Annotated in this window: 11 protein-coding genes; 8 read left to right on the forward strand and 3 right to left on the reverse strand. The window is 49.8% G+C overall.

Translation table 11 applies throughout. The annotated features are described in order from the left end of the window. The first annotated feature begins 95 nt into the window (after positions 1-95). The 6 genes from ACN0YN_RS01085 (at position 96) to ACN0YN_RS01110 (ending at position 9,617) form a co-directional block, all read left to right on the forward strand. Positions 96-860: an IclR family transcriptional regulator gene (locus ACN0YN_RS01085; RefSeq protein ID WP_417383124.1), complete on the forward strand. Its 765-nt coding sequence runs from the start codon at positions 96-98 to the stop codon at positions 858-860. Further along, on the forward strand, positions 857-3,820 hold the full coding sequence (locus tag ACN0YN_RS01090; protein WP_417383125.1) for a PSD1 and planctomycete cytochrome C domain-containing protein: 2,964 nt from the start codon (positions 857-859) through the stop codon (positions 3,818-3,820). The genes ACN0YN_RS01085 and ACN0YN_RS01090 overlap by 4 nt, the downstream gene beginning before the upstream one ends. A 15-nt stretch (positions 3,821-3,835) precedes the next feature. Beyond that, entirely contained in the window at positions 3,836-5,251 is a 1,416-nt protein-coding gene (locus ACN0YN_RS01095) for a DUF1501 domain-containing protein (protein ID WP_417383126.1), read from the forward strand. 44 nt (positions 5,252-5,295) lie between these two features. Next, positions 5,296-6,012, forward strand: a complete 717-nt coding sequence (locus ACN0YN_RS01100; protein WP_417383127.1) for a pentapeptide repeat-containing protein — start codon at positions 5,296-5,298, stop codon at positions 6,010-6,012. Positions 6,013-6,215: 203 nt separating this feature from the next. After that, entirely contained in the window at positions 6,216-8,489 is a 2,274-nt protein-coding gene (gene eutB / locus ACN0YN_RS01105) for an ethanolamine ammonia-lyase subunit EutB (protein WP_417383529.1), read from the forward strand. A 465-nt stretch (positions 8,490-8,954) separates the two neighbouring features. Then, entirely contained in the window at positions 8,955-9,617 is a 663-nt protein-coding gene (locus ACN0YN_RS01110; protein WP_417383128.1) for a hypothetical protein, read from the forward strand. A gap of 4 nt (positions 9,618-9,621) precedes the next feature. Here the strand turns inward: ACN0YN_RS01110 and ACN0YN_RS01115 are convergent, their stop codons facing one another. Then, positions 9,622-10,617, reverse strand: a complete 996-nt coding sequence (locus ACN0YN_RS01115) for a S1/P1 nuclease (protein ID WP_417383129.1) — start codon at positions 10,615-10,617, stop codon at positions 9,622-9,624. Between the two features lie 1,102 nt (positions 10,618-11,719). Between ACN0YN_RS01115 and ACN0YN_RS01120 the strand changes: the two genes are divergently transcribed. Then, a complete protein-coding gene (locus ACN0YN_RS01120) occupies positions 11,720-12,859 on the forward strand; it encodes a DUF4419 domain-containing protein (protein WP_417383130.1) in 1,140 nt (379 codons plus the stop codon). 212 nt (positions 12,860-13,071) lie between these two features. Beyond that, positions 13,072-13,614: a hypothetical protein gene (locus ACN0YN_RS01125; protein WP_417383131.1), complete on the forward strand. Its 543-nt coding sequence runs from the start codon at positions 13,072-13,074 to the stop codon at positions 13,612-13,614. Between the two features lie 88 nt (positions 13,615-13,702). Here the strand turns inward: ACN0YN_RS01125 and ACN0YN_RS01130 are convergent, their stop codons facing one another. Together ACN0YN_RS01130 and ACN0YN_RS01135 are read right to left on the reverse strand one after the other, a co-directional pair. Continuing rightward, on the reverse strand, positions 13,703-14,377 hold the full coding sequence (locus ACN0YN_RS01130) for a hypothetical protein (RefSeq protein WP_417383132.1): 675 nt from the start codon (positions 14,375-14,377) through the stop codon (positions 13,703-13,705). A gap of 738 nt (positions 14,378-15,115) precedes the next feature. Then, complete coding sequence (locus ACN0YN_RS01135) at positions 15,116-15,706, reverse strand: hypothetical protein (RefSeq protein WP_417383133.1); 591 nt, start codon at positions 15,704-15,706, stop codon at positions 15,116-15,118. Between the last annotated feature and the right edge of the window lie 194 nt (positions 15,707-15,900).

Consider the following 15,900-nt stretch of genomic DNA (forward strand, 5'->3'; position numbering starts at 1 on the left):
CCGGGTCGGAAAAATATTTGACTGCGAATTGTGCTGTTGTTATTCTGGTGTGACGCGTTACGTATGTGTGACGTAATTCAGGTGCCGGAGGAATAATGAAAACAGCGACGACGAGTGTGCCTGCGCTGGAGCGGGGGCTGGACGTGTTGGAAGTGCTGAACCAGGTTCCCGAAGGTCTGGGGATCAGCGAACTGGCCGCCCGGCTTTCTCTCAATAAGAATGCCGTCTTTCGCATTACGCATACGCTGATGGATCGCCAGTATCTGGAACGCGATCCACTGAGTAAACGCTTTCGATTGTCGACGAAGTTCCTGACCCTTGGTCTGCCGCAGGTCGGGGATGTCAGTCTGGTTGAAGAAGCCTTGCCTGTCATGCGTGATTTGCGCGACGAAACCCGGGAAACGGTACAACTCGGGCTGCGTGTCAGAGATGAAGGAGTCATTATCGAGCAGGTCAGTGGCCTGCATCCATTACGTATTGCCGTCGACATTGGGTTGCGCTTTCCTCTGCATAATAATGCTCCTGGTAAAATATTATTGGCCTGGCTGAATGCATCTGAGTTGAAAGAGACTCTGGAACGAATTTCCTTAACGCAGGATACTCCGCGAACGATCACCGATCCAAAAGCGTTGCAGCAGGAATGTGATCAGGTCCGCCAGCGAGGTTATGCCACTGATTATGCAGAAGCGGACGAGGGGATCCACTGCATTTCTGCACCCATTCTGGGGCAAGAGCAACAGCTGATTGCCGTGCTCTGGGTATCGGCTCCTTCGAAACGACTGCCTAAAGGAATGTTCGCGAGTGTCGGGAAGCAGGTCAGGCAGAGTGCGGAGGAAATCTCCAGGAGGCTCATCCAGTGAAAGACCTCCTCGTCTCATGCATGTTGCTGATTCTGCTGACGCCGGTTTCCAGAAGCTTCGCGGACGAGAGCCCATTCTTTCGTGAATCGGTGGAACCCATTCTCCGCAAGCACTGTTATGACTGTCACTCTCATTCCGCGGGACTCATGGAGGGAGGACTCACTCTGGACTGGCAGAGTGGCTGGAAAACGGGGGGCAGCCGTGGCCCGGCGGTCATCCCCGGTCAGCCTGAGCAGAGCCTGTTGATCAAAGCCGTTCAACATACCAACCCCGAATTGCAGATGCCGGAAACGAAATTATCTGAGCAGGAGATTGCAATCCTGGTGCGTTGGGTGAAAGAGGGAGCCGTTGATCCGCGGAATACAAAGCCAGCCAGTGAAACTGCCAATGCGACTGACTGGTGGTCTTTGAAACCGTTGCAGCGTCCGGAAGTTCCTGGTCTTCAAACGGGAAATCCGATCGATGCATTTATTCAGGCACGACTGAAATCAGAAGGGATTTCTGTCTCGCCAGCAGCAGACCGCCGTACGTTAATCAGGCGTCTGACCTTTGATTTACATGGTCTGCAACCCACCATGGCCGAGGTGGAAGCGTTTGAGAATGACACGGCTCCTGATGCCTATGCCCGCCTGGTAGACCGTCTGCTGGAGTCTCCGCACTACGGTGAACGCTGGGCCCGTCACTGGCTCGATACGGTTCACTTTGCAGACTCGCATGGGTTCGAACACGATGTCTTCCGTCCGCATGCCTGGAGATATCGTGACTATGTCATTCATCAAATGAATGCAGATATTCCCTGGGCACAGTTTATCCGAGAGCAGCTTGCCGTTGATCATTTCTTTCCTGAAAAAACCGATTTGATGCCGGCTCTCGGGTTCCTGGGGGCAGGACCTTATGATCAGAGTGCCGCTGCGACTGCTCCAAAATCGTTCGAGTATCTGGAGCGGGACGATCTGGTGACGCAGACGATGGGTGCATTTGCCAGCACCACAGCCAATTGTGCCCGTTGTCACACTCATAAATTTGATCCGATTACACAGGCAGATTATTTCGCGCTGCAGGCCGTGTTTGCGGGGGTCGGGAAGGGGGATGTGTCGTTTGACGCCGACCGGGAAGTCGCAGTACAGCGCACGCGCTGGGAGACTTTGAAGACGGCAGCACAAACTCAAAAGAAGGAAGTGCTGTTAAAACCGGAAAATCAAAAGCTCGTCGCGGAGTGGGAGCAGACGCGGCGTCCTCAGCCACGCTGGGAAATATTGCAGCCGGATGTGTTCGTCTCAACATTTGGTGCGAAGTTAAAACGTCTGTCTGATGGATCCATTCTGTCGGAAGCGAAACCACCCGAGCAGGAAACCGTTGTGGTGACCGGCAGTACAGAAAAACTCTCAGTAATCACCGCCGTCCGCCTGGATCTGATGACCGATGATTCGCTTCCCCACAAAGGACCAGGCAGAGCTCACAACGGTAATCTGCATCTGAGTGAATTCGAACTGCAACTGTTTCCGGAAAATGCAACATCCGGTACTGTTATTCCCATCCAGCGGGCGACGGCAGATTTTAACCAGGAAGGCTGGACGATCGAGCATGCCCTCGATGGCAATCTGAAAACCGCCTGGGGCATCTATCCCAAAGTCAGCGTGGGGCATTTCGCCGTCTTCGAGCCGGAAACGCCTTTGAAACTAGAACCAGATACCCGGATTGTTGTGACGTTAAAACAGCTGCATGGCGGCGCACATACAATTGGTCGATTTAAACTTTCTGTGACCGACTCTCCCAACCTGGATGTGATTGCACTCCCCGCCGAAATAGAAAGTGTACTCACCATTCCTCAACAGCAGCGAACACCGGCTCAACAGTTGGCTCTGTCATCCATCATATTGAAACATCGCGCCGAACAGGAATTGAAGAAGTTACCGGCTCAGGACAAAGTCTATGCAGCCGCAGCGGAGGCCGTGAACGAACGGGGTATGGTGAAATATTCAAAGCCTCGTGAAATCCATCTGCTCGCCCGAGGCGATCTCGAAAAACCGCGAGAAGTCATTCCTCCCGGGGCCTTGTCCGCGTTGTCTCCGTTACCGGGGCGGTTTGAGTTACCCGTTTCTCACCATGAGTCGGCACGGCGGGCTGCTCTGGCAGACTGGCTGGCTGATTCAAAGAATCCGCTGACCTGGCGGAGCATCGCCAATCGTGTCTGGCATTATCATTTTGGAAAAGGACTTTGTGATACGCCGAATGATTTTGGTCGCATGGGAGGTGCGCCTTCACATCCGGCACTCCTGGACTGGCTGGCTTGTGAATTGCGTGACCGGAATGGTTCGTTGAAGCATCTGCATCGTCTCATCTGTAACAGTCAGACCTATCAGCAGTCATCCGCTTCCCGACCGGAACTGGTTAAATTGGATCCGGAGAACCGACTGTTAGCCCGCATGTCACGACGCCGACTCGATGCAGACAGCTATCGAGATTCCGTACTGCTTGTCAGCGGGGAACTGGATCTGAAACGGGGAGGCCCGGGAGATTCTCATTTCACCACGACACCCGGTCCTCAGGTGACTCCCGTTCTGCATTATGATCAGTTCGATTTGAATCGACCCGATGCACACAGACGAAGTATTTACCGGGTCGTCTGGCGGGGCATTCCTGATCCATTGATGGATGCGCTGGATTTTCCGGATCTCGGTCTGCTGGCTCCGACACGCGGCTTTTCTGCGTCCCCGTTACAGTCTCTGGTCTTGCTGAACAATCGATTCGTTTTACATTTTTCACAGAGGATGGCCGAACGGGCTGCGAAGACGGAATCAAAATTAGCGGATCAGATCAGACAAATCATTCTCTGGGCCTGGTTGCGTGAACCGGACGCTGGAGAATTGAAGCAGTTGTCCGAACTGGCACAACGGCATGGACTGGAGTCGGTCTGTCGTCTTGTTCTCAACAGTAATGAATTTCTGTTTGTCGAGTAGGAAAGGTCACCGTTGATGTACAATCGACTCACCAGACGCGAATTGTTCTCCCGTTCAGGGAACAGTTTCGGCGCTGCTGTTCTGGCCTGCTGGCTCGGAAGTGAATCAGCAACTGCAGCTGCACCGGATTTGAACGGGGGATTGCATCATCGGGCAAAAGTGCGGCGGGTCATCCAACTGTTTATGAACGGTGGTGCCAGTCCGATGGATACGTTCGACTATAAACCAGAGTTGAAGCGCCTGCACGGACAGAATCTGGGGCCGAAAGAAAAGCCGGAAGGCTTTACCGGTGCCGTTGGTTCCGTGATGAAAAGCCCCTTTGAATTTAAACAGCAGGGAGAGACCGGTCGCTGGGTCAGCTCCGTATTTCCGCATCAGGCTCAGATTGTCGATGAGCTGGCATTTCTGATGGCGATGACAACTAAAACGAACGTGCATGGGCCGGCCAGTTATATGATGAATACCGGCTTCATGCTTCCCGGTTTCCCCTGTCTGGGGGCCTGGGTCTCGTATGCTCTGGGAAATCTTGCCGACAACCTGCCTACATTTGTGGTGCTCCCCGACAGCCGCGGACTCCCTTACAATCAGAAAGCCAATTTCAGCTGTGGATTTCTTCCCGCGAAACATCAGGGAACTCTGGTGAATGCCGCCAGCCAGACACCGATTCCGGATCTGTTTGCCGACGCGCATTTTCAATTCGCCCGCGGTACGGCAGACCAGGCTACGGTCGCATTGCTGCAGCAGTTGAATCGACAGCACGCCGCTTCCCATCCGGATGACTCTCGGCTGGAAGCACGGATCGCAGCCGGAGAACTCGCAGCGAAAATGCAGTTGAGTGCGCCGGAAGCCTTCGATCTGTCTCGCGAAACCAAAGAGACTCACGTCGCCTACGGACTCGATCAAAAAGAGACCGAAGACTTTGGCAGACGCTGTCTGCTGGGAAGGCGTCTGCTCGAGCGGGGGACCCGTTTTGTGCAGGTCTGGAGCGGTCCGCAAGGGGCGGTTAACAACTGGGACAACCACGGCAACATTCAAACGGAACTCCCCCCTATTGCGAAAAGTGTCGATCAGCCGATCGCTGCCCTGTTTCGGGATTTGAAATCACGGGGAATGCTGGAAGATACGCTGGTCATCTGGACGACCGAATTCGGTCGCACCCCCTTTGCACAGGGAAGTCTGGGTCGCGATCATAATCGCGGAACCTTCGTGACCTGGCTGGCGGGAGCAGGTGTGAAAGCGGGAGCCAGTCATGGAAAAAGTGATGATCTGGGTTACCAGACTGCGGAAGGGAAAACGTACTGTTATGACCTGCATGCTACAATCCTGCATCTGCTGGGCATCGACCACACGCGGTTAACATTCCGAACTGCCGGCATCGACCGCCGCCTGACCGATGTGCACGGTCACGTGGTGCAGGAGATTCTGTCCTGAATAGAATATTAGAGTATTACTGTAAAAAACAGGAACCCATCAGGATGGCCAACCCGAAGCACGTCGAACTAATAAAGCAATGTTCTAATGAAAGACTCCGAAAGCAAATTGCTTGTGACGAAGATCCTTCCAAAGAATTCGATGTCGTAGATCCTGAATTAAAAAACATGGATCTTAGCCATGCAGATCTAAGTAATATGAATCTAAACGGTATCGATCTGCGTAACAGCAATTTTAAAAATACAGATTTCAGGAAAACTGATTTGCGATTTGCCCTGATGTGCAATTCTGATTTAACAGGGGCGAATCTCAGTGAGGTACAAATGCCTGGTGTATGCTTCACCGAGTCAAATATGGAAAATACGAAATTAATAAATACTTGGTTGCAATCGTCTAATCTGGATCGAGTTAGGTTTCATAATGCTAATCTGAGTGGTGCTGACTTGAAAAATTCGAAATTGAATGGGTCTGTTTTGCACGGCACAATCTTAATCGGTACCAATTTGAGAAATGCAGAATTAAATCAGTCAGATCTATCGGGCGCAGATTTGAGAAACGCCGACCTTAGGGATGCGGATTTTAGTGGTGCTGATTTCTCGAACGTAAATTTGGATGGGGCTCGTGTTCTATCGCGTCAATGGTTTGATGGTCTTGAAGAGTATAATTCTCCTGTTAAGGGAATTCGGCCAGAAGAATGGTCAGTTCGCGTGGAATATGATGAGTATAAACGTGAGGTATGTTCAATCATAAGAAAGCTGTAAACCTTAAGGCATGGCAGTAAAGGGCTTGTTCAAGAAAGTATTCATCGTCAGGATGAATACAGAGGGTATTGAATTTCTTGTTTACTGCCTTGTATGATTAACTGTGGTGTCTCAGAACGAGCTGTCTCTGATTAGTATGTTTTCAAGTTCACTTGAAAGGAAACTGACCCGTGCCGTTGAACAGACGTGATTTCGTACAGTCCATGCTGGGGAGTTCAATCGCTCTGACACTTTCCTTCACCCGGTCCCGGAAAGCGACTGCAGAGAATCGAAACACCGGCGCTGTTTCGATTCCGGAAATTCGCGATGGCGAAGATTTGTTTTCCTACCTCAACCGTACGAACGGTGCTTTCGATCCTGATCTGTATCGCAAGCTTCTCGGCGCTGCGAATGAATTCAAAGAAGGGGACCAGCTGATCGGAGTGGCTGCCGCTGATCAAACTTCTCGGCTCAATGCCAGATCGCTGCTGGCAAACACCCGCATCGAAGACATCAATGCCCATCCGGTCTATCAGGATCAACTGACTGACTACATCACCCCGGAGCTAACAGAAACAACTTCCAGTACCGTTGAAACCGTGGGGGATCTGAAACAGTTGCTGTTGACCGAACAGGAAGCAACCATCAAACAGATTTCGCAGCAGCTAACCAGCGATGTCATCGGCTGCGTTGTCAAACTGATGAGTCAGCAGGAACTGATAACAGTCGGTTCCAAAATCTTCAACCCGCTTCCAGACAGCCAGATTGGCGCGAAGGGGTATCTGGGGGCCCGCATTCAGCCGAATTCTCCGACTGACAATCCCGATGATATCTTCTGGCAGGTGCTGGATGGCTGGTCGTATGCCGTGGGAGATGTGGTCCTGGGAACGAATCCGGTTTCCAGTGAACCCGAGCAGGTCGCCGCGATCGAACTGGTACTCCGCGATCTGCTGCTCACCTTTGAGATTGAAAAAGTCTTACCGCACTGTGTGCTCTCACACATCGATGTGCAGGCCGAAGTCGAACGCCGCAGTCCCGGCAGTACGGCTCTCTGGTTTCAGAGTATCGCCGGCAGCGATGCTGCGAATCAGACTTTCGATATCGATCTGAAGAAAATGCGCGACTATGCCCGCTCGCGAACCGGGCAATACGGTTTGTACTTTGAAACCGGGCAGGGGGCCGACTTCACCAATGGTCACAGCCATGGCTTCGATATGGTGCTGCACGAATCCCGAAAATATGGCTTCGCCCGGGCATTAACTCGGGAAGTTGCGAACGCGCAGCAGGCGAGCGGCGGGCAAGCTGCTCCCTGGGTACACCTGAATGATGTGGCCGGCTTCATCGGACCCGAAGTCTTCCGCACGCGCGAACAACTGGTGCGCTGTTGCCTGGAAGATATTGTCATGGGCAAACTGCATGGCTTGACCATTGGCCTGGATGTCTGTTCGACCCTGCATATGGATGTCTCTCTCGATGACCTCGACTGGTGTCTGGATCAGATCATGCCCGCCAACCCGGCTTACCTGATGGCGCTGCCCACAAAGATTGACCCCATGCTCGGTTACCTCACCACGGGATTTCAGGATCATGTCAGAATTCGAGAGAAGTATGGCTACCGTGTCAACGATGCCATGTGGTCGTTCTTTCAGAAACTGCAGGTCATCGACGAACAGGGCAAACCAACGGAGAACTTTGGCAATCCGCTGCATGTCTATCTGCAGTATCGACGGAAAAAAGGGGACACCCGTAACTCCGAAGTAATACTAAGTGAAGGCCGCCGACAGATGGATGAAGTTCGCAGTCGTGGTCTGTTTCTCGCGGAAGGTTTCGGGGAAACTCAAGGCGAACTGGCACCGGCGCTGCAGGTACAGATTGATCAGATATATGATGATGCGAAAAAAAGCATCTGGGCTGAATTGACTCCGGCGTTTGTCGCCAGCGTGCCCGAAGTCCTTCCCGTCGAAACGAATTCCGGCGATCGGCTGGAGTACATCCTCCACCCCACAACCGGTGAACAGCTTTCCAAGACATCCATTAAATCAATTCAGCAGCTGCGCGAATCGTATCTCGATCAATACAACGTGCAGATTGTCATTTCTGATGGCCTCAATGCGCTGTCGATTATGCAGGAAGGACATCTGGGCCCTTTCCTGAATCAACTCAGAACGGAGTTAAAGTCTGCAGGCTTCTCACCCGCCGAGCGAAATATCATCGTGAGGTCAGGTCGGGTTCGTGCCGGGTATCAGGTGGGAGAACTTCTGTTCGGCGGCGCATCCGGAAACCGGTCCATTCTGCATATCATCGGCGAACGACCGGGCACCGGACACCGGACCTTTTCCGTCTATATGACATCGCCAGATGGATCGCTCTGGGGCAAGCCGGGCCAGGTAGATCATAATATTACCCGCGTGGTTTCCGGAATCGCCTCCACGGCACTCAAACCGGAAACTGCTGCCCGCGACAGTGTCAGGATCTTGTATCAGATGTATTCCGGCTGAGAAAAAAGCTTGTGAGTCACATTGTCAAAGTCCTCTCTACGGATTAGTTCCAGGCTGTTTTCCGGAAGCAGAATCAGGTACTGACTCTCCGGCGTGTCCGTTTTTTCGTCTGGTCCGGCAACAGGGTCACGATGAGCAGGCCCAACAGGAAGAACAACCTGACCAGATCATTTCAGTTGCCTACCGTAAGTAACCAATGGGTTGATTTCTCTAAACAATGAAGGTCAAATGGTTCAATCTTCTTTGCCGACTTAAAACGGTAACTGAAAGTGGTGATTTAGATTTAGCTAATTCATGCTGAGAAGCGTCCTGTTGACTTGAGTGTTTTTGATAATATTATACTCGGACCAGATACCCCCGCAGTAGATAATCTGAAACTGGATACGGTCTAAACTAGAAGAGGTATTCGGAGAAGTACTGGTCACTCAAGATATTAATATCACAACGATGTGGAGAAGAAGTACCGTGAAAAAACTGATACAAATGCAACTGTCTTTTTTCGTACTGATGTTATTCATGATTACGTTTGAGGGATGCAGTAAATCCAATCAGGCGGTAAAAGAAAATTCCACAACAGGTGAAACTCCAGCAGAAGTCAGTAGTCCTGAAGTTTCAAATCCGGTGAATGAGGAAGCTTTGAAGGGACCTGCTGAAATGGCATCCAATTCAAAACCAGAAATTCAATCTCCTGTAGTAAATGAGCAGCTGAATATCTCAGGGACGGTTTATAAGACGAATAAATCGCTTGTTATCATCACCGATGCAAAATCAAAAACAATTCCAGATATTGAAGGGATTCCGCTTAATATTACTGTGAGAGTTTCCAATCAAGATCAAGCGAATTTGAACTATACTTCATGGACACCAGTTGGCCCCGGTTTGAATCCTGATTCGAAGAAGGCCCATGTTGAAGATGACAAAGGTAATATCTATCCCATTATTCCGGTTAGTAATAAACAGACTTTAGAAGGGCAGGTCCTGCAGGCTGATTTAAAACCAGGTGGGGCGGTCAAAGACTTACTTCTTTTTTCTGAATTGAAGCCGGAGACCAAAAGAATAAAGCTGTATCTTCCCGGGAGTGCATTTACTGACAATAAGGACCTGATCTTTCATTTTCAACTCCCTTGATCCCTTACTGCTGGAAGCTCTCAATCACCGCTGCCAGTCGCCAGCCTGACTGAGCTGCCCGTTTGACAGCGATTGCGCCTGCTGTTCGATAATACGCGGCGGGTAGATCATTCAGTTTGAGAAACTCATTCCGGGGAGAATCGTTCTGCTTTGCAGCGTCCAGGATCAGTTGCGTATAGCCTTCCTGCTTCGCCAGAACGTGGCTTTCGTCGATCCAGGCGGCGTAATTCAGATTTTTCTGTGCCTGTTCGCCCAGTTGTTTCAAAGCCGGATCGCGGGCCAGTCCGACCGCCTGTCCTACAATTTCAGAGTACTTGAAACTGTTCCCCAGCAGGCCATCCCATTGCGCGTGCAGATTCGATTTCCCGATGCGAATACTGTTGCCTCCCCGGTCTCCTTCGGGAAAAGAACCTTTGCTGAACAGGGCAGACGAATGCAGGGGCTGATGGCTGTCTCCCGTCAGATGCATGATCCAGCAGACCGCGATTGCTTTGTCTGCCTGGCTGACTGCGGGGTCTTTCATTCTGGCAACATTGTACTCCAGCGCCTGCAGGATATTGAACTGCAGCGGATCGTCGCCCGGTCTGATTGACTTCGCGGTGTTCACAGGCAGATTCGAACTCAAAGCCTGTTCCGATGCGGCGTCCAGGTAGATCGGCTGATTGATGTAATGCCAGGTGCCATGATGGTATTTCTCGCGATCCGCTTCTTTGAAACTGCGGACAAGGTCCGGCCAGGTCGCCGCCCGCATGAACAACCAGCGATCCTGAACTGCCTGGTTCCCCTGTTTGATCACGTCCGGCATCCGCGACTGAAAATCCTGCTCGTACCGGGGATGCTGTTTCAGCAGCTTGATCATCGCCGTCTGCGTTTCCGGCGTCAGCTGATCCCAGGCAATCGAAGCAATAATCCGATGACCGGCGTAATTCCAGGCCTGTGTCGGCGCGGGAGACAGCAGTATCAGCGCGAACAAAGCAATCAGAGTAGCGAGTCGTTTCACAGTCAGACCTCAATTCAGCAGGATTGATGCAACAGACAAAGATCAAAACCAATTGTGTTCAAGTGCGCGGCTGACACAAGTAGACAGAGACACTGTTTATCGAAAATTCATATTCAGGCCATGAACGTTGTGAACCAATACTGTAGAAAAACGACTTGACGCCGCCGTGCCACTGGCGATAAACGCTGTTCTGAGTCGCGCGCGTGCCCAGTTTACAGTGCACCGAAACACGCGACACTTGTTCGTTGTGTGCATCGCATTTAAGCCTCTTTTTTCCAGATATGCAGTTTGCTTAACCACACCAGTTCCAAAAGTATGCCTGCGGGTCGCCGCACATCGCAACATGTCGCCCCGAAACCGCCCCGGCATCGCATTACATCGGTCCTTTATCAACCAGTATCGCCACCTTGAATTGTTCATCTCACCTTGACGCCCCCATGCTCCTGTATAAGATTTCCTGCGATCAAAGCAGGGAGACCAGGTGTGAAAAAACAGTGAATCACCATCTTCAATAGAACAGTCAGTCAAAGAATTCATAAATCCCCCAATTTTATTTTAGTGTGGTTTCGTGTTTTTCGTGGTAGAAAAAATAAGCATCAGGTGGCATTGCAGCCCCTCCAGCCGTGATTGGTTGGGTGGCACTGTTGGCTCGCCAACAGTGATCGAGAATCCAGCCTCGAACCAGGTCATCAAGGGTAGGCCCGGATGCACATCCGGGCCGAGCGTAGCGAGCATGAAACCGTCAGAGGAAACGTATAATAATGTTTCCCCTGACCGACCTGGTATCCCGCAACTCACCTCTGTAGACAGATCTTACCAGATCTCCCCTTAAACCATGCAGATGAACTGCATGCAGGTAATTTGAATGTTTGATTAGGTTCTTCGTTTATAGAGAAAAATGTGTTTCATGGAGATCTAAACAGTTAAAATATACTCACCAGATTTACTTTAAATAACTATTCCGGGACCTACTTTAAGAAGACAAAGAATACATACAGATCCTTACCATCGTTAATATAGGGTAAGGATTCAAAACTACGGCAAATTGCCGTGTGGTGCATAATCCAGGTTTGCGAAGAACCATAATCAGGAACAGTTTATTGTGACATATACGAAATTCCCTGTCTCACCGGAAGTAATCCATAAAGCACCTCGAGAAAAAGTGGACTACGTCGGCAAGTTGCGCGTTGCCTTTCGGCGTCCAATCGAAGCGACGTGGTTTCCTCGTAAGCCTCTTGTTGCCTGTGATGATGACCATGCCTTGTTAACGGCGATGAAGATGTCATTTTACGATCATTTTCCACTTCGACTCTCACCAGATGTGATCTGGATTACGCTGGTCCGTGGCTTTGCACTTCATGTAAATGAGAACGCGGAATCTCTGCGGAATCGTTTTGTGTCACATTCAGGCAAGCAGGAACTGGTTGTTAGCCGGACGGATTTTTTACCAGGTGAAGAAAATCCATGGCCAGAAGTGTTTTCTGAATTCAATCAGCAGATTGCGGCTCACACTGGAGGATTGTCAGAACTGGTCCAGGCTGATTTCAGCACAACTGGACCGGTAGAACGTGCCGTATCCAGTCTGATGGCAATGGAGACATTCAAGTCATACTTCGAGTACATTTTATATGCAGGCTGCGGGATACCTTCGGTGACGCTTACCGGAACAATCGAAGACTGGGAGAAACTGCAGCACCGTGTTCAGCGATTTGCGGATTACGGACTGGATGAGTGGATCAATGCGCTCAACCCGATCCTTGGGGAGTTTGTTGAAGCGAAGAAAGGGCATGTAAATACAGATTTCTGGAAGTCCATGTTTCGTTATAACAGCGGATCAGGGCCTGCGGTGATGACAGGGTGGGCCAATGTACTGTTTCCTTATTTCAAGGAATACAATACTGAAAAACTCTACCCGAATCCTTATCTGAGTGATTGGAAAGAACGATTGAGCATTGATGACCAGCAACGTTGGGATGAACGGTGGGAGAATCCACAAGGCGTCGGATTGTCAGCAATTCCATCCTGCTTCACATCAGTTCCACTTACAGTATTTTGGGGCGAACAGGAAACGAAGATGCGATTGGTTGGTGGACTGCTTGGTGTATCTCAGGACGATGAGACACTGGATGTAGAACCCGAGTGTGGATGGGCTGTTGTTTATGAAGAACCCGTTGATCCACTTTCTGCTGACTACGAAAGAATAGAAAACCTGCAACGCAACCGGGAATCAGACAAAAGCTAATCAGTCACTCTGTGAGAGAGGGATTTCAGGCATTTTGCAGCGTTCATTGTGAAGTCTGATATGGGATATGTTCATCGTCAATGCGCGGACGATACATTTTATGCCAATAGAGAAGTGGATGCCCTATGTGTCATCGTGCAGTAGTTTCAAAATAGTTGAGACCACGTACATTTTTTCGGGAACTCTCGGGAACCCCGAAAACTCTAACGGGTATGAAACACTTCATCCTCCCCAGCCTGATGCTGCTTGTCGCTTGTACCGAGACTCATGATACCGATCAGTCAGATCATGCGGTCCCACCCCATCTGCAAACCGCTTCTGAAAAAAACGCACCCGCTTATGAAGGATTGACTTTTGGAGGGATAAACGAAGGTGCAGAGGTCGAGTATCAGGTGCTGGGGGATTCCAGAGAGGATGAAGTTGGTATCCCAGAACTTCCTGCGATAGAAGATTTGGTTTCCAGCTATTCAACGAGTCATATGCGAAATGTCCATCCACTCAACTGGCCTGAAGACTATGAAGTCGTAAAATTATGGCGTAGCTCCCATGATTTTCCCCGGGACGACGGATCAGATGAGTTTCAGGTCTTTCAGTCTCTCAAGACACAACTGGGTACGGATCAACTCTGGATCAAAAGTCTGGAACCTGCAGGAGCCAGACTCAGATACGAAGCAGTATGCCAGGGCAAAAAATATGAAGTCGAATACGATCTCAAAACCGTACAGATCATCAAAGTAATTGCAAACACTGATTAGACTGGGTCCAGTTTTACTGTAGCGTTTTCAGGGCTGTCTGGCCCGAGAATATTAGATTGAGAGGCGCTATACTTAAATGTGATGCGCTCTAGAAAGCCTCTGCCTCAGTTTTTAATTTTCTCAGTCTATTGTGAGTTGACTCATTATTTCCAAACAGCAGTTGTGAGTGTTTGGTGACAAATTCTCTCAGGACTTCACGGGAACAATTAATGTGAATCCGTCCGCTTTTCTCTGAGAAAGAAACCTTTTCCTGAATCAACAGAGTTTTCATTTGGTTCCAGGCAAGAGTGAGGGGCGTGATCTCGATTCCTCCTTTTGTGACACTGATCCTGGCGATAGAGCGTACTGGAATTGTACCTTCTACGATTCCATCTTCTTTCATTAAGACCAGATTGCCTTCGTATTCGGCGTATAAGATGCCATCTTTCAGTCGAGTAAATTCTGCGGTGACAGAGAGAATGTTTTTTGAACTGGAATCAGAAGGAATGCAAACAGCATGTACTGCAGTCTGACCAGAAGTTGTTTTCGTGAATGTCCAGATGATCTCATGTTGTATTTCATTATTGAGTTCGTTTTGTTGCGTACTTTTCCAGGTTCCATAAATGGAAGGAAGTTCTATCGCCTCCCCCTCTCCAATCAGAGACGTCTCAATAATGGGGGCGCAGGAACTGCAACTGAGCACGAGTATTGTTACAAGTGTAAGAGAAAGGAGAGATGGCAGGCAGTGCGACTCTGCATCATGTCGAATATGAAACAGTCTCATGACATAATTCCTTTTGTCTGATCCCTATGCGAAACAGCCCCGCGAGATCCTTCCGACGGGGCTGCTTCAGATACCATGCTGGTTCTTTCAAGGAGACCGAATCATAAACGACTCAAACGGACTGTCAATCTGATTATGCCATCTTAAACATAAACCGTTTCCTGAGAACCTGTTGGCTCGCTCATGATAATTGAGAATCCACGGCAAACGAGAAAAAATGGGTAGGCCCGGATGCACATCCGAGCCGAGCGCAGCGAGCAGGAAACTGTCAGTTAGAGGTTAAATGGTTTTACCAGCCTCCAATCAAAAATGTAGGGGATGACCCATGTGTCATCCCGCTGTGTGATGATCCAACCAGAAGAACCGTTGACTTTCCAGCAGAAAAAAACAGCCCCACAGTTCAGATCTGTTTTATTCACTACCACGAAAAACACGAAATTACACAAAATGAACTGTGATCGATCAGGTCAGAACCGCTCGCTATCAGACCTTGGTTGAACCAAAAAAACAATGGTTTCAGTCCATGAAACCAGCTCAAACAACATCGGCATATAAAGCAGATCATCAGCAGCTCAACAGAATCCGTTTCGAAAGTTCATGACGGACCCCCATCCAGAATTTCGTGCCCTTTCGTGTCTTTCGTGGTAGCAAAAAAAAATCAGTGCAGAAAACCGAAAGCCAGGCAGCAATTCCAGTTTTTCAGGCCGATTCCTCTTTACCTGCGGGCGTTGCACAAATTCAGTCCAAATGCTGGTCAGCTTTAGCGACTGGCGATGTCATTAATACCGGGTGTAACTGATGTTTCTTTGTCAGTTCGAAAACATCACCCCGGAGGATGTGGTTCCAGTTGATTTTCTTTAAGTCGTTCCTGTCGAGTGTCACAGTCGCTATGGTGAAATCCGTATTGTTCTTGATCGGATCGGCAAACGGGTATGTGGCGCTGAGCATAATCGAATTCAGGTCATGATACCCGGATTCATGAAGGGCTGAGAGTGCTTTGGCAAAGGTGCGAACGACATTTCGATAAGTAATTTCATTCGGATGCATGTCGCTCATGTCGACGTGGACCGTCAGGTTGTTTCCCTTCGTGGTGCATTGAAACGTGTGGGGGAAAACGGCTGCCAGTTCATAGTTTAGTCGTTCTGGTGTTGCTAGTGGTAATTCCTGTGCAATCAGTGCGTACCGTTCTGCGTCTGTCAACAGTCTGATCCGGTGAGTCGAGAACGCGAATATGATTACTACAGTAAAAACAATGCAGAGGCCCGCTAGAACCATTGTTGTCGTGCGCCAGGCATTGGGGGCAGGCTTTATCTCTTGAGTGTGATCCATGATCAATCCCTTTCAGTGTGGGCTGCTTTTTAACTCAATATCACAAATGATACCCACCAGAACAGTGTAGATCAAACTGTTTTACGATGAGGGTAGATGACAGTAATCGCAAAATCAGATTGATGCGATTGTGGTTCTGTTGGCTCGCCCACATTGACCGAGAATCCAGGCTCCAACCAGAAATGTAGGGGATG

The organism is Gimesia sp. (assembly GCF_048260065.1).
In the GTDB taxonomy this organism is placed as follows: domain Bacteria; phylum Planctomycetota; class Planctomycetia; order Planctomycetales; family Planctomycetaceae; genus Gimesia.